We start from the raw sequence: 20,353 nt of genomic DNA, 5'->3' as shown, positions 1-20,353 counted from the left end.
TGCTGGATAAATTCAGGCGATAATCTTAGCATTTTTTAGATGGATTGGGACAAAAAGGCCGTCTGAAAACAGGGTTGAATGTTTTTCAGACGGCCTTTTGAGTGTTGATACGTTTATTTGGCAGGGATGACGGGTAGGGAACCGTTCAAGAGATATTGAATGGTTTCTTGAACCGTACGGATGGCATTGCCAAAAGGCAGCGGGTCTTTACCGCGGAAAAACAGGCCTTTATCGACTTCACCACGGAATGCGGCGGAAAGTTGGATGTCAATACAGAATTGACCGGCTTTGGCCAAACCGTCGCGCAAGCCGCAGCTGGTCAGGCAGTTCAGGCCTTGGGTGCAACGGCGCGGATCGTTTTTGGCGTTGGCTTGCAATTTGGCTTCGCGTTTGATGTAGCTGTCGAGGAATTTGGTGCGCACGCCGCGTGCAGGCAAGCCGGCAACAGACATGAATTCAACCACTTTTTCGGTTTCTGCACCGGCGAGCGTTTTTTTGAAGTTGATGTGGGCATCGCCTTCTTCGGTTACGGCAAATGCGGTACCGATTTGGACGGCGGATGCGCCCCAGTTTTTCAAGGCTGTTTTGACTTTTTCAAAGTTTGCCATACCGCCGGCGAGTACCAACGGAATTTTTTCGCTTTCCAAACCTAAGTTTTTGAATACTTCAAATGTCTCTTCAATGACGCGTTTGAACTCGAATTTGGCATCGTTCACGCCGTCAACGGTTGCCGCACCCAAGTGGCCGGCTGCGTGGGCAGGGTGTTCGATAACGATGGCATCGGGCAAAACGCCTTTTTTCATCCAACGTTTCAAAACGATATTGATACCGCGTGATTCGGACAAGATAGGGAAAAGGGCGACATCTTTGTGATAGCCCTCGGCCATTTCCGGCAGATCCAAAGGCAAACCTGCGCCCATCACAATCTCGTCTGCACCGGATTCACAGGCCTGACGGACGTAGGCGGCATGGTCTTTGACGGCTTTCATGACGTTGACGGCAATCATGCCCTTGCCTTCTGAATCGGCTTTGGCTTTTTTGATTTCACGGTCAAGCGCGATGCAGTTGAGGCGGGTGTATTTTTCTTCGCTGGAATCGATTTTTGATTCGGCCAGCAAATCTTCGTGCAAGTGGCGCAAATCGACGCTGGCGATGGTACCTACGCCGTTTTCGCGCGCAACCGCGCTGGAGAGTTTTGATGCGGAAACGCCTACACCCATACCGCCTTGTACAACGGGAATCAGTGATTTGCCACGGATAATCAATGGGTCAAAGTTGTTTTGCATGGATGCTCCTTCATAGATTCTGGATGGTACCGTCTGAAATCCTATGAAATGGATTGGATAACGGACTGATGTGTATATAAATAAGTGTGTTTTTCGCCGCCGTTTTTCAGACGGCATGAGGCGTGTTTTTAAAATTTTAGGAATTATACTCTAAGTTAATGTAAAAATTAGAGTATTAATACAGTTTTTTTGAAGGAAAAATTGAAAAGTATTGTTAATAAAGGAATAAATTTTATGATGAGTTGGATTGAGGGGGAGAAATTGCAAACAAAATCTACAAAGAAAAAGGCCGTCTAAAATTTCAGACGGCCTTAAGTATGGGAATCAGACGGATGTCAGATTACATTTGTTTTTTAGCAGCATCAATGGCGCGTTGATCAGGGTTGATCAAGATTTCAACGCGGCGGTTTTGTGCGCGGCCTTCAACAGTAGCGTTGGAGGCGATTGGTTGACGGGAGCCGTAACCGAAAGTGCTCAAACGGGTGCTGCTTACGCCACGGGATTGCAGGAAGGTAGCAACAGATTCGGCGCGGTTGCGAGACAATGGCTCGTTGATGGCGTCGTTACCGGTGTTGTCGGTGTGGCCATTGATGGTCAAAGTCGTGTCAGGATATTGAACCAAAGTTTGCGCAGCGGCAGACAAGGCGCTTTGAGCATGGCCACTCAGGGCAGCGCTGCCGGTAGCGAAGGTTACGTTTTCAGGCATAACCAGTTTGATTTGGTTGCCTTGACGTTCAACTTCGATGTTGGTGTTGGCCAAGCTTTGACGCAGTTTTTTCTCTTGGTAGTCCATGTAACCGCCGATACCGGCACCTACTGCACCACAAGCCAATGCGGAGTTACGCGCGCCTTTGCCGCCGTGGGTCAGCGCACCAACGATACCGCAAACAGCCGCACCGCCCAAACCGTACATAGCGGTTTTGCTGGCGGATTGTTGACCGGTAGCAGGATCAGTTACACAGCCGGTGAGCGCCAAAGGAATTGCAGTAGCAATAACGGTCAGTGGTTTCAAGAATTTCATGTCGTATCCTCTTTTTAGATGACGGCTCGGGCCGTCTGAAAAAATGAATAAAAACCGCGTGGGTCGTTACGAATTAATGATACCGAATATCCGAAACGCAAAAGAACGGGTTTAACCCGATATTACGAAAATATTTGCCAGTTAACATAATTCTGAAGCATTTCTGCATTTCTCCGACAGTTTGGTCATTTTGCCGCGAAATAACAAGCAAAGTTTTTTACAGTTTCTTCCGTTTTTTCTGCTTGCGGCGATACCAGTTGACGAATGCCCATTTCAATCTGACCTTGACATCGTATCCCACTGAACCTGCACCCAGTATGAGCAAAACGGCGGAAACGGGCAGGGCGAAATGATGGCCGACCAGATGATAACCCCATGCGCCAACCACGCCGCCCAGCAAAAACGACAGCATCAAGCCGCTTAAAAGCCACATTTTCGGTTTGTTGACGCGGACGTGCGGCAGGCGCGGATGATGCTGTTTGGAGTAATAAAGCGCGCGTGAAATTTCAATGCCCAAGTCGGTCGCCGTACCGGTCATGTGGGTGGAGCGGATGGCACCGCCGGAAAGAAGCGTGATAACCGTATTGTGCATGCCCATAATAAAACACAATAAAAACAATGCTAAAGACGGCATAATAAAATCAGAGCCGCCAAAATCCCATTCCATCGCGGCAATACCGAACCAACCGAATATCAACAGATAAACTGCTTCCAGCCACATGGAAAACCCAAAGCTGCCACGGAAACGCATCTGCTGCGTCCACAAAATCACCCAACCCGAATGCGCGGCACCGGCAACAAAACATAACACGCTGATTGTGGCAATAATGGCCACACTCCACTCTTGAAGATACAAAACATCTGCCAACAGCGACATTGAGCCGGTAACGTGGGAGGTATAACGTGAGAATGCGAAGTAACCGCCGGCATTAATCGCACCGGCAAGAAAGGCCATGATGTAGCCCAGCCGTCTAAAACGGGCATCGGAAATATTGTGTTCGTGCAGATACGGACGGTCCGCCTGCCAAAACGGCGGCGTGTGTTGCCTGTGGTGGCGCAATCGGTAGGAGTGGGGCGGTTTGTCGTCGTTCATTGATTGAGGGTAGGAGCGAGCATTTATATTGGGTGTATTTTATATGCAACTGCCTGCTGCCAAGAACAAATAATATGAAAGTGTCCCCAAGTTGCCACACTTGCCCATTACAAGATGAGGGCGTACATTAATAGCTATACATGACTATAAGGAAACATCCGATGAATCCTATCCGCCTGACTTTATTGATTGGTGCTGCCGCATTACTTGCCGCCTGCGCCACCACGCCTGAGCAAAAAGCCGCACGCGCCCAAGCGCAGAAACGCTATGAGCAGGATCTTCAAGTACATCTTGCTGCCCAATGCGATCAGGAGACTGCCGCGCTGATCCGCCGCAAATTTGACGAAGAAGGCAAACCCGGTGCCGCAACTGCGGAACAAAAAGCCTTCCGCCTCAAATATATCGACAAAGTTTCCGATCCGATGTTCCAAGCCTGCTACAAAATGGCATGGCAAAACTATATTTCTCAAGAACAGCTGCGCGAAGCCCGTTACTATCGTTATTACGACGATTGGGGCTATCCGTTTGGCCGTTATCCTTGGTGGTGGTAAGGTATTAACAAACTTTAGGGCCGTCTGAAAGCATATATTTATTGGTTTCAGACGGCCTAAGGTTTATTGAAACGGCAATAACGTTTACAATAGCCGCCTATTCAAACACAATACCCACCACCCATGAACATCTGGCTTGGACAGCGACACGCGCCCAAATTTCCGCAAGGAGCCGCCGTAACCATCGGCAACTTCGATGGCGTACACCTCGGGCACAAACACATTCTACAAAAACTCAAACGAGAGGCAGACCAGCGCGGTCTGCCTGTTGTCGTTGTTGTTTTTGAGCCTCAGCCCAAAGAATTTTTTGCGCGCAAAGCCGGGAAAAAGCTGCCTTACCGCATCAGCCCGCTGCGTACCAAATTGCGCCTTTTGCGTGAAACCGGCTGCGTGGATGCCGTTTGGGTCTTGCGTTTTAACCAAGCTTTCTCCGATATGAGCGCGCAAGCGTTTATCGACCAGCTTTTGCGCCAAACGCTCAACACGCGTTATTTGTTGATTGGCGACGATTTCCGTTTCGGTGCCGGCCGTGAAGGCTGTTTTGAACTCTTGGCTCAACAGCCCGATATGCAAACCGAGCGCACGCCGTCCGTTATCGTTGAAGACATCCGTACCAGCAGTACCGCCGTCCGCCAAGCCCTTTCAGACGGCAAGTTGGAATACGCCAAAAGACTATTGGGCCATGATTACGTTTTAAGCGGCAAGGTCAAACACGGACAAAAACTCGGCCGCACCATCAACGCGCCTACCGCCAATGTCCAGCTTCCTCCGTATCATTATGCGCTAAGCGGCGTATTTGTCGTTGAAGCAGATGGCACATTCGGTACGCGCCGAGGCGTTGCCAGCTTTGGTTTTAACCCCACTGTCAGCAACAACCGCTCGCAAAAGCTGGAAGTCCATCTGTTCGATTTCAACGGCGATTTGTACGGACAACGTATCTTCGTTCGCTTCCTGCACAAACTGCGTGACGAGAAAAAATTTGAGAGTATCGAAGCATTGAAAACCCAAATTTTGCAAGATATGGAAGATGCAAGGGTTTGGGAAGCATAGAAACGCTTCTAGAAGCTTATAAAATCAAGACAATTGGGCTACAATAAGTCCTTTGAATTTTTTCAGACGGCCTGTTCTTTTCAAAATGAGCAATCAGGCCGTCTGAAACCGAAATACCGCAACAATAGAGATCAAAAAATGACCGATTACAGTAAAACCGTAAACCTGCTCGAGAGCCCGTTTCCAATGCGCGGCAATCTTGCCAAGCGCGAGCCTGCATGGCTGAAAAGCTGGTACGAGCAAAAACGCTATCAAAAACTGCGAGAAATCGCCAAAGGCCGTCCGAAATTTATTCTGCACGACGGTCCTCCGTATGCCAACGGCGACATCCACATCGGTCATGCCGTCAATAAAATTCTCAAAGACATCATTATCCGCAGCAAAACCCAAGCCGGTTTTGACGCGCCTTATGTACCGGGTTGGGATTGCCACGGTTTGCCTATCGAAGTAATGGTAGAAAAACTGCACGGCAAAGATATGCCTAAAGCCCGTTTCCGCGAATTGTGCCGCGAATATGCCGCCGAACAGATTGCCCGCCAGAAAAAAGACTTTATTCGCTTGGGTGTGTTGGGCGACTGGGATAATCCTTACCTGACCATGGATTTCAAAACCGAAGCCGATACCGTGCGTATGCTCGGCGAAATCTACAAATCCGGCTATCTCTACCGCGGCGCGAAACCGGTTCAGTTCTGCTTGGACTGCGGCTCTTCGCTGGCCGAAGCCGAAGTGGAATATAAAGACAAAGTATCGCCTGCGATTGACGTCGGTTATCCGTTTAAAGACACTGCCGCGCTTGCCGCCGCATTCGGTTTGGCAAGTATCGAAGGCAAAGCATTTGCCGTTATTTGGACAACCACGCCTTGGACTTTGCCTGCGAGCCAAGCTGTTTCAGCTGGCGCAGACGTGGTGTATCAACTGATTGATACGCCTAAAGGCAAATTGGTGTTGGCTAAAGATTTGGCAGAAGATGCGCTCAAACGCTACGGTTTTGCTTCAGACGACCTAAATGTATTGGCAGAAACCACAGGTGACAAGCTGGAAAACCTGCACATGAATCATCCGTTCCTCGAACGCGATATTCCCATGCTCAATGGCGACCACGTTACCACCGATGCCGGTACCGGCTTGGTGCATACTGCGCCTGCTCATGGTCTGGAAGACTACGCTGTCTGCAATAAATACGGCATTGAGCTTTACAACCCTGTAAATGCCGAAGGCAAATACATCAGTGAAACACCTCGTGTTGCTGGTATGCGAGTTTGGGAAGCCAATCCCGTTATCCTGCAATGGTTGGAAGAAACCGGCAACCTCTTGGCAAGCAGCAAAATCGAACACAGCTATGCACACTGCTGGCGCCACAAAACCCCGCTGATTTACCGTGCGACCGGCCAATGGTTTGTCGGTATGGACAAAGCAGGTGCCGACGGTAAAACCCTGCGCGACAAAGCCATCAAAGCCGTTGATGACACCGAATTCTTCCCATCATGGGGTCGTGCGCGTTTAGAAGCCATGATTGAAGGTCGTCCTGACTGGGTGGTTTCTCGCCAACGCTATTGGGGCACACCGATGACTTTCTTTGTTCACAAAGAGACTGGTGAATTGCATCCAAACTCTGCCGAGTTGTTGGAAAAAGTTGCCCAAAAAATCGAAGGAAAAGGCATCGAAGCATGGTTCTCTCTTGATAAGAGCGAACTCTTGAGCGCGGAAGATTGTGAAAATTACGACAAACTTTCCGACACTATGGACGTATGGTTCGACTCCGGCTCGACCCATTATTCCGTCTTGAAACAACGCGAAGAATTGGAATGGCCCGCCGACCTCTACCTCGAAGGCAGCGACCAACACCGCGGCTGGTTCCAATCGTCTATGTTGACCGGTTGTGCCTCATCAATGGGTCGCGCGCCATACAAACAGCTGCTGACCCATGGTTTCGTGGTTGACCAAAACGGCCGCAAAATGTCGAAATCCATCGGTAACGTTGTTGCACCGCAAGAAGTTTACAACGAATTCGGCGCAGACATCCTGCGCCTGTGGGCGGCATCTACCGATTACAGCGGCGAATTGGCGATTTCCAAAGAAATCCTTAAGCGCGTAACTGAAAGCTATCGTCGTATCCGCAATACCTTGAGCTTCCTGTTTGCCAACCTCAGCGACTTCAATCCTATTGAAGATGCCGTACCGCAGGCAGACATGGTCGAAATCGACCGCTACGCCGTGGTATTGGCACGTCAGCTGCAAGAGCGTCTGGCAGGCGATTACTATCCGCGCTATGCCTTCCATTTTGCCGTAAAAGACATTGTTTCTTTCTGCTCGGAAGACTTGGGCGCGTTCTACCTCGATATTCTGAAAGACCGCCTCTACACCACCAAAGCAGACAGCCATGCACGACGCAGCGCGCAAACTGCCCTGTATCACATCACACGCAGTTTGGTTCTGCTGATTGCTCCGATTTTGTGCTTCACCGGCGAGGAAGCATGGGATATTATCGGTGGCGGCGAAGAAGACAGCGTCCTCTTCCACACATGGCATGAGTTCCCATCTATCAATGAAAAAGCCGAAGCCGAATTGGTGAAAAAATGGACGGCAATCCGCGAAGCACGCGAAGCAGTAACTGCCGCCATCGAACCTCTGCGTACGGATAAAACAGTCGGTTCTTCATTGCAAGCCGAAGCCGAAATTACGGCTCCGGAAGAAATTGCCGATTATCTGAACACTTTGGGCGAAGAATTGCGTTTTGCTTTGCTGGTGTCTAAAGCAGAAGTGAAAGTAGGTGATGAACTTGCTGTAACCGCTAAAGCCAGCGATGGTGAAAAATGCGAACGCTGCTGGCACTACACCCACGATGTAGGCGCAGTTGCAGGCCATGAAACCATCTGTAAACGTTGTGCCGACAACGTTGACGGTAAAGGCGAAGACAGATATTACGCTTAATGGTTTGGTCTAAGATAAAGGCCGTCTGAAAACTTTGGAAATAGGTTTTCAGACGGCCTTTGTTTATTGAATCTGTTTCATATAACGGATTGATTTTGAAGGGTAATTGGGATTTGTAGTTTTGATAAATAGAGATAGTCAGTATAGGTATAGTGGATTTGACGTATATTGAGAAATATATTCTCGTAGAAAGCACTTTTCAAAGGGCCTTACTATCTGTGGGGTATGGATGTATTTTGAACCTTCAAATAGCCTCATATTTACATTTTCTCATTGAACGGAAACTATATTTCTCTTTCGTTTTATCCAATATAAAAGGCCGTCTGAAACAAGTTTTCAGACGGCCTTTAGCTATTCTATTGCTTAGTAGAAATTAACGTGCAGAGCAAGAAGTTTCTACTTTGTTGCCGTATGGGTCAGTGAAGCCGAAGAATGCTTCGCTGCCTTTTTGATGCCATTCAGCGCCTTTGCCGAATAGGCCTTGGTTGGCAACATAGCGTTCGCCTGAACCTGCAACGGCAGAAGACAGGGTGGCAACTTTGTCGTCCAGACGCAGTTCAACTTGGTTGGTGCTCAGGTTGCGGACTTGTACAGACAGGCCGTTTTCGCAGCTGAATGATTGAACACGGCCATGGTTATGCATGTCATGATGTTGGTGGCCATATTCGTGTGCATGATTGTGCTCATGACGTTGACCATGGTCATGGCGATGGGCTTCAGGTGCGGCACAGGCAGCGAGGCTCATGGCGGCGGCAATTGCAAGCAGGGCTTTTACTTTCATTTTTGACTCCTATGGTCAGTGTTGAAGGAAGAATGTAGCGGCATGTTATAAATATCTTTATGGCTTCACAATAGGGATAACCATTATTTACTTTTCCTTCCTGTTTCCGGGAGTATGGCAGGATTCTTTGTAGTTTTGATATGAATGATTAATGCCGTTTGAAAAAAAGCCGCACTTGCGCTAGAGGTAAACGAAAGTGCGGAAAATTCAGAGAGTTACATTGAAAGAAGGATGGGACAGCTTAACGCTGGCGTGCTTTAAAACGGGGATTGCTCTTGCAAATGACGTACACTTTGCCTTTTCGGCGGACAATTTGGCAGTCGCGGTGTCGTTTTTTTGCAGTTTTCAGAGATGAGAGGACTTGCATCATTTATCCTTTCTGAAAGAAGACATCATGGATTGGTAACGTTGGTTGAATTTGCTGGCGCGACCTTCAATATTGACGTTGCGTTGTTTGCCTGTGTATACGGGGTGGGACGCGGAAGAGGTATCAAGAGAGAAGAGGGGATACTCTACTCCGTCTTTCCAAACCATGGTCTTTCCGTGGGTATTGGCGCATGAACGGATGAGCCATCCTTGGTCTGCACCGCTGTCGTAAAACAGGACGGTACGATAGTTGTCTGGGTGGATATCGGGTTTCATTTCTTTCTCCAGTGAGTGTTATGGTATAACATTATACTCTTAGAAAAAGAGCAGGCAAGTGTTTTTTGGTTTTTCTTTATCACGGGGTTGCGGCATTTTGATAAAATATGCTGTTTCAGACGGCCTATTTTTTCATGAGGCCGTCTGAATATTTTGTTTTCTGATGATAGGGATATGATGTATTTGTATAAGGGTTTCAGATTGGGTGGTGCGGTAAGCAAGGTGATGCCGATTGTCCATGTATTGTCCAAGCTGGGGCTGTTGTTTTCACTGCTGTTGGCTGTGCCGACACTGATGTCGTATTTTTATCACGACAGCGCGTTTTTCGTGTTTGCCTACACGGCTTTGACGGTATTGCTGGTGTCGTGCGTTACTTGGGTGTTGACTCTGCGTTTCAATCGTGAATTGCGGCCGCGTGACGGATTTACCCTGGTATTGATGCTGTGGCTGGCCTTTGCCGTCGTGGCGGCGATGCCGATTTATTTCTATATGCCGTCCATGAGTTTCACCGATGCGTTTTTTGAAGCGATGTCGGGGCTGACGACAACGGGGGCAACAGTGATTTCCGGCTTGGATACGCTGGCACCGTCGGTGAATTTTTGGCGGCACATGCTCAACTGGCTTGGCGGTATGGGTATTATCGTGTTGGCTGTGGCGATTTTGCCGATGTTGGGTGTGGGAGGGACGCAGCTTTTCAAAGCGGAAATTCCGGGTATGGATAAGGAAAGCAAGATGGCTCCCCGCATTTCGCAAGTGGCTAAACGGCTGTGGTTTGCCTATGCGCTGACAACTGCTGCCGCCTTTGTATCCTTGCATATTGCCGGCATGGGCTGGTTTGATGCCTTGTGCCATGCGATGTCGGCTGTGGCCTTGGGCGGTTTTTCGACACATGATGACAGCGTTGCCTATTTTAATTCTGTAGCAGTCGAATGGACGTTGATGTTTTTTACTGTCTGGGGCGGTATCAATTTCGCCAGCCACTTTACTGCGCTGGGCAACCGCTCCTTGCAGGTGTATTGGAAAGATGAAGAATGCCGCACCATGCTGCTGGTTTTGTCGGGCAGTATTTTGATTTCGGCATTGTATTTATGGCAGCAGGACGTTTATCAAAGCCTTGGCGAAGCTTTGCGCTTTGTCAGCTTCAACTTTGTGTCCATCGGATTGGCAAGCGGTTTCTCCAATGCAGACTTTGCCCAATGGCCGTTGATTGTGTCGCTGTGGATGTTTTTCCTGTCGAACGTATTGGCAAGTTCAGGCTCTATGGGGGGCGGTATTAAAAACGTGCGTGCGTTGGTGTTATTCAAATTCAGCTTGCGCGAAATGTTGATTTTGCTGCACCCGCGTGCGGTTCGTACGGTAAAGGTCAACAACCGTTCCATTCCGGATCGCATGGCGCTGACCGTCATGTCGTTCATCTTTATTTACTTTATGACGGTCATCGTATTCAGCTTTTTACTGATGGCGGCAGGCTTGGACTTTTTATCCGCCTTTACGGCAGTCATTGCCTGTATTACCAATGCAGGGCCGGGTTTGGGGGCAGTCGGTCCGTCACATAATTATGCTGTGCTGAGCGATGTGCAGAAATGGCTGTGTACGGCGGTGATGTTGTTGGGACGTTTGGAGATTTTTACCGTTCTGATTTTGCTAACTCCGGCATATTGGAAGAAATAAGTGTGAGAAAAAGGCCGTCTGAAATTTCAGACGGCCTTTTTATAATGGCTGGGCTTAAGCGTATTGTTTGAGCAATTCTTTGAATTGTTCGCCAGTTTCAGGGTGTTTCAAACCATAAGCCACGGTTGCTTCAAGGTAACCCAATTTGCTGCCGCAGTCGTAGCGTTTGCCATCAAACGCATGAGCCAACACAAACTCATGGTCGAGCAGGCGGGCGATACCGTCTGTCAGTTGGATTTCGTTACCGGCGCCGCTGGGCAGGTTGGTCAACAAGTCAAAAATACGCGGAGTCAGGATGTAGCGGCCGACAACTGCGAGGTTGGAAGGCGCTTCTTCCGGTTTGGGTTTTTCAACTATGTTGGTGATACGTTGATAGCTTTTTAGCTTTTCAACTTCAACGATACCGTAAGAGCCTGTTTGGGAAGGGTCGACGGTTTCAACGCCCAAAATGCTGTTACCGCTTTGGTTGTACACATCAACCATCTGTTTCAATGCACCTTTAGGCGCATCAATCAAATCGTCTGCCAAAATAACGGCAAAAGGTTCATTACCAACGGCAGCCTGCGCGCACAATACGGCATGACCCAAACCCAATGCTTCAGTTTGACGGATGTACATGCAGGTAATGTTGGGAGGCAGGATATCGCGAACGTGCTCCAACAGCTTGTCTTTTTGACGCAATTCCAATTCGGTTTCCAACTCGTATGCTTTGTCGAAGTGGTCTTCGATACTGCGTTTGTTACGGCCGGTGATGAACACCATTTCAGTACAGCCGACTTCAACCGCTTCTTCAACTGCATATTGAATCAGAGGTTTGTCTACGATAGGCAGCATTTCTTTGGGGCTGGCTTTGGTCGCAGGCAAGAAACGGGTGCCCATACCGGCAACGGGGAAGACGCATTTTTTAATGGGTTTCATATTATTATCCTATTTTAACTGTGGGTTTATACCCCAAAAAGTGTAAAGATGTAGTCGTATGTAATGATAATACCACATGATAAAGTATCAGACGGTCTGAAAAGGAGGATTGGTCATAGATACTGTCTTATCCTAGCAACGTCAGTAATTCTTCTTCGCTCAATACGACCACGCCCAACGTTTGGGCTTTTTCCAATTTACTGCCTGCGGCTTCTCCGGCGACAACGTAGTCGGTTTTTTTGGATACGCTACCAGAAACTTTACCGCCGGCAGCCTCAATCATGGCTTGGGCTTGGTCGCGTTTGAGCGTGGGTAAAGTTCCTGTTAATACAAAGGTTTTTCCTGCTATGGTCTCATTGATGCCGTCTGAAATCGTTTCATCTTGAAGCTCAGGCAGCTTTTGATCAAAGAAAGTTTTCATATTTTCAAGCAGGGCTGCGTTTTGCAGTTTACTGCGCCATGTTTGCCAATCGGCAGGCAACGCTTTGTCAGTTTGCAAACCTTCTATGCTTTGTCCGGCAAGCTCCCATAAGGCCAGTGCTTTGGTTTCGCTGATTTTAAAATCAGGCAGGCGGGCAATCCAGCGTTGCGGCTCGGCATAGCGCAACGGCGGGATAGTGACAGCCTGGCTTTGCGGGGCAACACCTACAGCCAGCAGTTCGTCTATCATCGCCTGTTGCGCTTCTTGGGCAAAAAAGTGGGCGATGGAGCGGGCAACCACCGTGCCGATATCGGGCAGGCAGGCGAGGATGGGTTCGGGTGCATGGCGGACGTGTTCCAGTGTACCGAATGCCTGCGCCAGCGTTTTGGCGGTGCGTTCGCCGACGTGACGGATACCGAGGGCAAAAAGGAAGCGGGCAAGTTCAGGCGTTTTGCTGGCTTCTATGCCTGCGAGGATGTTTTCCGCCCATTTAGTTGGCTGTTTTTTACTGGTTTTGCTAAGCAGGGCATTGCCGCTCTCGCTTTCAAAGTCTTCAATCTCACTGTTTGATGGTTCTTCCTCATTAGCTGACGCTTTATCCGCCGTTTCCTTCATTTTTTGCAGGGTTGGGATATCGAGGCGGTAGAGGTCGGCGAAATGACGAACCAAATCTTGTGCTACCAGTTGCTCGATTTGTTTTTGTCCAAGTCCGTCGATGTCCATGGCTTTGCGTGAGGCGAAGTGGATTAAACCTTGCGCGCGTTGTGCTTGGCAAAGCATACCGCCGCTGCATCGGGCAACCGCTTCGCCTTCTTCGCGTTCGATTTCGCTGTGACAGATAGGGCAATGGGTGGGCAGGCGGTAAGGTTTGTGAAGCGGTTCGGAGCGGGTTTCAGAAGGTATTTCGGCAAACAAATCGTCTTGCAGGCCGTCTGAAACAGCAATGTTGGTATCCTGCATTGGGCGGCGTTCAAAAATTACGCGCACCACCTCGGGAATCACGTCTCCGGCACGGCGCACGACAACTGTATCGCCAACGCGCACGTCTTTGCGCGATACTTCGTCCTGATTGTGCAGGGTAGCGTTGGTAACGGTAACGCCGCCGACGAATACAGGTTGCAGGCGGGCGACGGGGGTTACTGCGCCGGTGCGCCCGATTTGTACATCAATGGCTTCGACAATGGTCAATGCTTCTTCGGCAGGAAATTTGTGGGCAATGGCCCAGCGCGGCGCGCGTGAGATGAAACCCAGTTTTTCTTGTTGTGCCAGACTGTTGACTTTGACCACCATACCATCGATTTCGTAAGGCAAAGTAGGGCGTTTTTGCTGCATTTGTTCGTAAAACGCCAATACTTCTTCGATATTTGGGAAGCAGCCGAAATTACCATCAGGCAGGCTGAAGCCAAGCTCTTTACAGTAGCCCAGCTCTTGCAGGTGTTCTTCTGCGATAAAACCGCCTTGTTGTCGGGCGATGGAATAGGGGAAGAAATGCAGTTTGCGCTGTGCCGTAATGCGCGAATCGAGTTGGCGCAGACTGCCGGCGGCGGCATTGCGCGGATTGGCGAAAGGTTTTTGTCCGTTTTCAGCCTGTCGTTCGTTTAAAGCGGCAAAATCGGCTTTAAGCATCAGTACTTCGCCGCGTATTTCGATAAACTCGGGAATGTTTTCTCCATGCAGACGCAGGGGGATGTTGGATACGGTTTTGACGTTTTGGGTAACGTCTTCGCCTGTGGTGCCGTCTCCACGGGTTGCCGCTTGAGTCAATACGCCGTCGAGGTACAGCAGGCTGATGGCCAGACCGTCAAATTTAGGTTCGATAACGTATTCTGGTTTTTCTCCGTTTAATCCGCCACGAACGCGCTCATCGAAAGCATACATTTCGGCATGGTCAAACACGCCGTTTTCATCTTGTGGCGAGAAGGCGTTGGTCAGCGACAGCATCGGTACTTCGTGGCGCACTTCGGCAAAGCCTGCCAAAGGCTCGCCACCGACGCGCTGTGTCGGGCTGTCGGGCAGTTTCAATTCAGGGTGATTCAGCTCCAATGCTTCAAGCTCACGGAACAATTTGTCGTATTCGGCATCGGGTACGCTGGGTGTATCTAGGGTGTAGTATTCGTAGGCGTAGCGGTTGAGGAGGTTGGTCAGGTATTTGATACGTTGTGCGGTCGGATTCATGAGCAATCGAAATAGAGTTTTCAGACGGCCTGATGATAGAGAGACCGTCTGAAAATCGATAAATATTGAAGACGAAGGGATTCTACCTGAAAAAAAGCGGATATGCCGTCATTGCATATCCGCTTTTTGATTGGGGAAGTTTAAGAGAACAGGCGCAGGGCTTGTTTGCTGCCGGGTTTGATGCCGACTTTAAGCATTTCTTCCTGACGGGCCAAAACGTAGTTGCGTACGTCTTTAAGCCATTGGGTGGAAACTTCTTCCATTTGGTCGTTAACCAAATCCAAGCTGAGTTGGCCGGAGAGTTTGACTGCCAAGTCCATGAATTTGTCGAAAGTTTTTTCGCCGGCAGGAACATGCGGAATATCCAAAAGCATGCTGAAGCCGCGGTAGGCTTGGTTGTCCAGCAAAGGATTGGTAAACGGTTTGTTGTCCAAAGTATGGATGGAGAACAATTGAGGGTTGTTGTTGTCGCCGAAGTGGAACGCGCCGTCTTCGCCCAGTTTGAAGCCTGTATCTTCCACGGCGGCACGCAATTCTACGCCGCTGATATTGGAATGGGAAACCAAGTGAATGGCGATGGTTTGGTCAACACGCGCACAGAATTGGTCGAGGGCTTGCGCGACTTCGGTGAAAGCATCCAAGTCGGTATGCAAAACTTTGCCGTCCATCAGTTGGGCAAAAGCATCAACCTGTTGGTCGAAGTGTTGCAGCTCTTCACGCGCTGCCAAACCGTTACGGCTGACAGCTTGCAGGCCCATAACGAAGCCTTGGTAGTAAACGCCCGGAATCGGCTCGGCAACGCGGAAATGGTCGTCCATGGTGCAACCGATGATTTGGAAGCGGTGTGTGCTGGAAAGGCGCGGCAGTGCGTGCAATTCTTGGGCTTGTTTCAGGGAGATGTAGGCCATGTAGTCGAAGCGCGGGTCAAACCAAGGCAACTCGACTTGAGACAATTCGTCCAAGCTGATCAATGGTACTTGTGCCACAGGTTCGGCTTCGGTTTCAACCGGAGCAAAAGCGGCTTCGGCAGGATTTATAGTAATTTCGTTGTTCAAACCGATAACGGTGTGTTGGACTTTTTCTTCTGCGGAAAAGTCGTCTTCCACGGCCAGCTCGACATCGGTTTTAAGTTGGGCAGGATGAGCCAGTTTGGCTTTTGCCGCGTAGATTTCATCTTGCTCTTGCAGGTTGCGCAATGCCTCTTCGGTTTTTTTGTTTTTCTTGATAAACAAACCTTGGCCGCCGGTTTCTTTGCTGTCGCGGACGTGCTTGGTTTTGCTGGTCAAAAGTGCATCCTTATCGGAATGGCCGAATTGTTCGCGCACTTGTTTGCGGTATTGGTTTTCCTGGTACATATTGTAACCGATGACAGCCAAAAGGGCGGCGAGGGCTAAGACGATGAAAATCATGGAGTAATCACTTTTTAAAAAGGCAGCATTCCGTCTTTTTCAGGGTGCGGAATCTTGCTGCGTGGGAAGTTCGTTGGAGCCGGACTTTATGCGTCCGAATGAATAGCTGAATTATAACGAAAATAAACGGTTGTGACAGCATTATGTCTGCCAATCAGTGTTCAGGCCGTCTGAAAGTTATCCGTGCCGGATGGGGAAACCTGCTTTTTGAAGGCGTGGCCAATCGAAGAAATGTCCAGGATCGGTTTTCCTGTCCGGAGCGATGTCCTGATGACCGGTAATGGCCTGAATCGGGTAATGTTCGGAAATGGCGGTCAGCAAGGCTTGCAGGCTGGTGTATTGTGCTTCGGTAAAAGGCTCGAAATCGCAGCCTTCCAATTCGATACCGATGGAGAAGGTATTGCATTTTTCTCTGCCTTGAAATGACGATACACCGGCATGATAGGCCATATCGTCGCAGGAAACGAATTGGACGGTTTCGCCCTTACGGCTGATGAAAAAATGGCTGGAGACGCGCAGGGTGTGGATGATGCTGAAAAAAGGATGCTCGTCAGGGTTGATTTGGTTGGTAAACAATTTTTCCACCGCACCCGTGTTGTACTCAAAAGGAGGGAGGGAAATATTGTGGAGGACAACCAATGAGATGTCTTCATCCGGTTCTCGCGGGCTGAAATTGGGCGAATGAGTTTGACGTGCATTCAGCCAACGGCCGCTTTGCCAAGTGTTTTTTGAAGGAGAATTCATGGTTTCAGACGGCCTTTCGGGATAGGAAAATATACGTTGGGTAAGGTGGAGGGCGTGGTGGACTTGTTTTCGGTTATACTGTCGCCCGACACGTTCACAAACCAAGAATCCTACCATGCTGAAAAAATTGTTGAAATGGCTGGCCGTATTTTTGACGGCATTTGCCGCCGTGGTTGCCGCATTGTTGTTTGTTCCGAAAGACAACGGCAAACCATACCGTATTACCATTACCAAAAACCAAGGTATCTCTTCCGTCAGCCGCAAACTGGCTCAAGACGGCATCGTTTATAACCGTTATGTGCTGGTAGCCGCCGCATATGTGATGGGCGGACACAACCAACTCAATGCCGGCTCTTACCGCCTGTCTGCCAAAGTATCGGCTTGGGACATTTTAAAACGCATTAAAAAAGGCCGCCCTGACTCGGTCAGCGTGCAAATTTTGGAAGGCGCGCGTTTTGCACAAATGCGCCGTATTATCGATAACACTGCCGACATTGCCCACGATACGCGCGGTTGGAGTGATGAAAAACTGATGGCCGAAGTGGCACCCGATGCCTTGAGCAGCAATCCCGAAGGACAGTTTTTCCCGGATAGTTACGAAATTGATGCCGGCGGCAGCGATCTTCAAATTTACAAAATCGCCTACCGTAAGATGCGGGAAAACCTGCAAGAAGCATGGGATGACCGTCAAAGCGGCCTGCCTTATAAAAATCCGTACGAAATGCTGATTATGGCGAGTCTGATTGAAAAAGAAACCGCGCACGAAGACGACCGCGCCCATGTGGCCGCTGTATTCGTCAACCGCCTGAATATCGGTATGCGCCTGCAAACTGACCCGACCGTCATCTATGGTATGGGCGATGCGTATAAAGGCAGAATCCGCAAGGCCGACCTGCAACGCGATACGCCTTACAATACCTACACGCGCAGCGGCTTGACGCCGACGCCGATTGCGCTTCCCGGCAAGGCCGCGCTTGAAGCAGCAGGCCATCCGTCTGATGAAAAATATCTGTATTTCGTCTCAAAAATGGATGGTACGGGCTTGAGCGAGTTCAGCCATAATCTTTCTGAACACAACGCTGCCGTACGCAAATATATTTTGAAGAAATAAACCGAATAGGCCGTCTGAAACATTTATAATCCCTGTTTCAGACGGCCTTTAAATTGAAGATATCCATATGAAACCCAGATTTATTACCCTTGACGGCATAGACGGCGCAGGCAAATCCACCAACCTTGCCGTAATGAAAGCATGGTTTGAGAAACACCAACTGCCCGTATTGTTTACGCGCGAACCGGGAGGCACTCCGGCCGGAGAAGCATTGCGTGAAATCCTGCTCAATCCTGCCACCCAAGTCAGCCTGCGTACCGAAACTCTGCTGATGTTTGCAGCCAGACAGCAACACTTGGAAACAGTCATTCTGCCTGCCCTGAAAAACGGCACGCATGTCGTTTCCGACCGCTTTACCGATGCAACGTTTGCCTATCAAGGCGGCGGACGCGGCGTTCCCTTGCAAGATATTGCCACGCTTGAGCATTGGGTACAGGGCGATTTCCGCCCAGATTTAACTTTGCTGTTGGATGTGCCTTTGGAAGTGTCAATGGCGCGCATCAACCAAACGCGTGAGAAAGACCGCTTTGAACAAGAAGAAGCCGAGTTTTTCAATCGGGTGCGCGAAGTATATCTGCAACGTGCTAACGAACAGCCGGAACGCTATGCCGTCATCGACAGCAGCCAAAGTCTGGACGCGGTAAAAAATCAGATTGAAACCGCGCTAGACAGTCATTTTGGATTGAATGTTTAAGTTTAAATAAAATGCCATCTGAAAGAAGGGTAGTGTGGCGAAGAAATATTATTACAGAAGTTTTTAGACATAAAACCAAATAAAACGAAATATCAAAACAAATGTAATAAATATCGGTATGCGCCACCAAAAGAACATGATAAAATTACGGTCCCTTACAAAGTCTGTCTGTTAACAACCCGACTTTAGAAATTTTAAACGTCTGAAGCAGCCTGTTTCAGACTTGTTCGCTGTAAAATCTCTCTCGCAAACAGGATCGATAAATGGAAAATTCATTAAAAGAAGCCGCCCTGCAGTTCCACGAATTCCCCGTGCCGGGCAAAATCTCCGTTACCCCAACCAAATCTTTGGCTACTTCTAAAGACTTGGCGTTGGCGTACTCTCCGGGCGTAGCTGCTCCTTGTATGGAAATCCATGCCGATCCTCAAACTGCCTACAAATACACTGCCAAAGGCAATTTGGTTGCCGTGATTTCCAACGGTACAGCAGTGTTGGGTTTAGGTAACATCGGCGCATTGGCCGGTAAACCTGTAATGGAAGGCAAAGGCGTATTGTTCAAAAAATTCGCCGGCGTTGACGTATTCGATATCGAAATCGATGAAAAAGACCCGCAAAAATTGGTAGACATCATCGCTTCTTTGGAGCCGACTTTCGGCGGTATCAACCTAGAAGACATCAAAGCGCCTGAGTGCTTCTACATCGAACGCGAATTGCGCAAACGTTGCAAAATCCCTGTATTCCACGACGACCAACACGGTACCGCCATCATTACCGCTGCCGCTGTACTGAACGCTTTGCGTTATACCGGCCGCAAAATTGAAGAAGCGACTTTGGTGTGCTCCGGCGCAGGTGCCGCAGCGATTGCCTGCTTGAACCAATTGCTGGATTTGGGTCTGAAACGTGAAAACGTAACTGTCTGCGACTCCAAAGGCGTGATTTACAAAACCCGCGAAGACAAAGACCGTATGGACGAGTCCAAACAGTTCTACGCCATCGAAGACAACGGCCAACGCGTATTGGCCGATGCCGTTAAAGGTAAAGACATCTTCTTGGGTCTGTCCGGCGCAAACCTGCTGACACCTGAAATGCTGAATACCATGAACGAAAAACCAATCGTGTTCGCTATGGCAAACCCAAATCCGGAAATTCTGCCTCCTTTGGCAAAAGAAACCCGTCCGGATGTGGTAATCGGTACCGGTCGCTCAGACTTCCCGAACCAAGTAAACAACGTATTGTGCTTCCCATTCATCTTCCGTGGCGCATTGGATGTCGGCGCGACCACCATCAACGAAGAAATGAAACGCGCTTGTGTATACGCTTTGGCTGACTTGGCAATGGAAGAAGTGCCTGAGGAAGTGATTGCTGCTTACGGTAAGAAATTTGAATTCGGCGCGGAATACCTGATTCCTACCCCATTCGATTCCCGCCTGTTGCCTCGCGTTGCTACAGCTACTGCTAAAGCAGCAATGGAAAGTGGCGTGGCTACCCGTCCAATCGCTGATTTGGATGCGTATACTGCTAAACTGGCCGGTTTGAAATTGTAATCCGGTAAGTAGTATTTGATTGAAAATGCCGTCTGGAAGTTGTATTTCAGACGGCATTTTTGTTTATTGGGTATTTTAGAAACGGTTTAATGCAGCAATCGGAATGAAGGACATGATAATCTGCTGCTTCAACAGAGACGTGGGAATATGGATTGCTTTTTAAAATAGGTTTCTATTTTTGAGCGGCTTTGATTTTGCAGGGTTTGTACGAGATTAAATACAATATTTTTGCCAGCTTTTTTAAACAACATCAGGCCGAGACCTTTGCAAAATTCCTTTCCCCCGACAGCCGAAACCTAAACACAGGTTTT

At 49.1% G+C, this 20,353-nt stretch carries 17 protein-coding genes; 7 read left to right on the top strand and 10 right to left on the bottom strand.

Annotated elements, in window-relative coordinates; all coding sequences use genetic code 11:
- Window positions 1-113: 113 nt before the first annotated feature.
- The 3 genes from HMPREF3139_RS08665 to HMPREF3139_RS08655 form a co-directional block, all read right to left on the bottom strand.
- Complete coding sequence (locus HMPREF3139_RS08665) at window positions 114-1,286, bottom strand: NAD(P)H-dependent flavin oxidoreductase (RefSeq protein WP_070461605.1); 1,173 nt, start codon at window positions 1,284-1,286, stop codon at window positions 114-116.
- A gap of 340 nt (window positions 1,287-1,626) precedes the next feature.
- Window positions 1,627-2,307 carry a YiaD family glycine zipper/OmpA-like lipoprotein gene (locus HMPREF3139_RS08660; protein ID WP_049328625.1) on the bottom strand — a complete coding sequence of 227 codons (681 nt, stop codon included), beginning with the start codon at window positions 2,305-2,307 and terminating at the stop codon, window positions 1,627-1,629.
- A gap of 217 nt (window positions 2,308-2,524) precedes the next feature.
- Window positions 2,525-3,400 carry a YoaK family protein gene (locus HMPREF3139_RS08655; RefSeq protein WP_070461604.1) on the bottom strand — a complete coding sequence of 292 codons (876 nt, stop codon included), beginning with the start codon at window positions 3,398-3,400 and terminating at the stop codon, window positions 2,525-2,527.
- A gap of 161 nt (window positions 3,401-3,561) precedes the next feature.
- Between HMPREF3139_RS08655 and HMPREF3139_RS08650 the strand changes: the two genes are divergently transcribed.
- From HMPREF3139_RS08650 to ileS, 3 genes are all read left to right on the top strand, one after another.
- The gene (locus HMPREF3139_RS08650) at window positions 3,562-3,951 is read left to right on the top strand and encodes a hypothetical protein (protein ID WP_049331430.1); all 390 of its coding nucleotides are present in this window, start codon (window positions 3,562-3,564) and stop codon (window positions 3,949-3,951) included.
- A 123-nt stretch (window positions 3,952-4,074) separates the two neighbouring features.
- Window positions 4,075-5,001 carry a bifunctional riboflavin kinase/FAD synthetase gene (gene ribF, locus HMPREF3139_RS08645; protein ID WP_070461603.1) on the top strand — a complete coding sequence of 309 codons (927 nt, stop codon included), beginning with the start codon at window positions 4,075-4,077 and terminating at the stop codon, window positions 4,999-5,001.
- A gap of 138 nt (window positions 5,002-5,139) precedes the next feature.
- On the top strand, window positions 5,140-7,932 hold the full coding sequence (gene ileS, locus HMPREF3139_RS08640; protein ID WP_070461642.1) for an isoleucine--tRNA ligase: 2,793 nt from the start codon (window positions 5,140-5,142) through the stop codon (window positions 7,930-7,932).
- Window positions 7,933-8,305: 373 nt separating this feature from the next.
- On the opposite strand, the gene HMPREF3139_RS08635 is transcribed toward ileS, so the two are convergent.
- The 3 genes from HMPREF3139_RS08635 to HMPREF3139_RS08625 form a co-directional block, all read right to left on the bottom strand.
- Window positions 8,306-8,713 (bottom strand): MliC family protein, encoded by a 408-nt coding sequence (locus tag HMPREF3139_RS08635; protein WP_070461602.1) that lies wholly within the window; start codon window positions 8,711-8,713, stop codon window positions 8,306-8,308.
- A gap of 241 nt (window positions 8,714-8,954) precedes the next feature.
- Window positions 8,955-9,080 (bottom strand): type B 50S ribosomal protein L36, encoded by a 126-nt coding sequence (gene ykgO / locus HMPREF3139_RS08630; RefSeq protein ID WP_003685279.1) that lies wholly within the window; start codon window positions 9,078-9,080, stop codon window positions 8,955-8,957.
- Window positions 9,080-9,355 carry a type B 50S ribosomal protein L31 gene (locus HMPREF3139_RS08625; protein WP_049328620.1) on the bottom strand — a complete coding sequence of 92 codons (276 nt, stop codon included), beginning with the start codon at window positions 9,353-9,355 and terminating at the stop codon, window positions 9,080-9,082. The genes ykgO and HMPREF3139_RS08625 overlap by 1 nt, the downstream gene beginning before the upstream one ends.
- 174 nt (window positions 9,356-9,529) lie before the next feature.
- Here HMPREF3139_RS08625 and HMPREF3139_RS08620 point away from each other — a divergent pair, with 174 nt between their 5' ends.
- Entirely contained in the window at window positions 9,530-11,026 is a 1,497-nt protein-coding gene (locus HMPREF3139_RS08620) for a TrkH family potassium uptake protein (RefSeq protein ID WP_070461601.1), read from the top strand.
- Window positions 11,027-11,080: 54 nt separating this feature from the next.
- Here HMPREF3139_RS08620 and galU read toward each other — a convergent pair whose 3' ends face one another.
- From galU to ampD, 4 genes are all read right to left on the bottom strand, one after another.
- The gene (gene galU, locus HMPREF3139_RS08615; protein ID WP_070461600.1) at window positions 11,081-11,944 is read right to left on the bottom strand and encodes a UTP--glucose-1-phosphate uridylyltransferase GalU; all 864 of its coding nucleotides are present in this window, start codon (window positions 11,942-11,944) and stop codon (window positions 11,081-11,083) included.
- Window positions 11,945-12,071: 127 nt separating this feature from the next.
- On the bottom strand, window positions 12,072-14,540 hold the full coding sequence (ligA, locus tag HMPREF3139_RS08610; RefSeq protein ID WP_070461599.1) for an NAD-dependent DNA ligase LigA: 2,469 nt from the start codon (window positions 14,538-14,540) through the stop codon (window positions 12,072-12,074).
- Window positions 14,541-14,680: 140 nt separating this feature from the next.
- Window positions 14,681-15,949, bottom strand: coding sequence for a cell division protein ZipA C-terminal FtsZ-binding domain-containing protein (locus HMPREF3139_RS08605; RefSeq protein WP_070461598.1), 1,269 nt, complete (start codon window positions 15,947-15,949; stop codon window positions 14,681-14,683).
- A gap of 177 nt (window positions 15,950-16,126) precedes the next feature.
- On the bottom strand, window positions 16,127-16,693 hold the full coding sequence (gene ampD, locus HMPREF3139_RS08600; protein WP_070461597.1) for a 1,6-anhydro-N-acetylmuramyl-L-alanine amidase AmpD: 567 nt from the start codon (window positions 16,691-16,693) through the stop codon (window positions 16,127-16,129).
- A gap of 115 nt (window positions 16,694-16,808) precedes the next feature.
- On the opposite strand from ampD, the gene mltG reads away from it, so the two are divergent.
- The 3 genes from mltG to HMPREF3139_RS08585 all read left to right on the top strand — a co-directional run bounded on the left by mltG (window position 16,809) and on the right by HMPREF3139_RS08585 (window position 20,042).
- Complete coding sequence (gene mltG, locus HMPREF3139_RS08595; protein WP_070461596.1) at window positions 16,809-17,804, top strand: endolytic transglycosylase MltG; 996 nt, start codon at window positions 16,809-16,811, stop codon at window positions 17,802-17,804.
- 67 nt (window positions 17,805-17,871) lie between these two features.
- Complete coding sequence (tmk, locus tag HMPREF3139_RS08590) at window positions 17,872-18,498, top strand: dTMP kinase (protein WP_049331462.1); 627 nt, start codon at window positions 17,872-17,874, stop codon at window positions 18,496-18,498.
- Between the two features lie 263 nt (window positions 18,499-18,761).
- Window positions 18,762-20,042: a malic enzyme-like NAD(P)-binding protein gene (locus HMPREF3139_RS08585; protein ID WP_083290073.1), complete on the top strand. Its 1,281-nt coding sequence runs from the start codon at window positions 18,762-18,764 to the stop codon at window positions 20,040-20,042.
- The last annotated feature ends 311 nt before the right edge of the window (window positions 20,043-20,353 follow it).

It is taken from the genome of Neisseria sp. HMSC15G01, from assembly GCF_001808255.1.
GTDB classification, from domain to species: domain Bacteria; phylum Pseudomonadota; class Gammaproteobacteria; order Burkholderiales; family Neisseriaceae; genus Neisseria; species Neisseria subflava_A.
The sequence above is the reverse complement of the archived record's forward strand: the minus strand, read 5'-3'. Positions and strand labels throughout refer to the sequence as shown.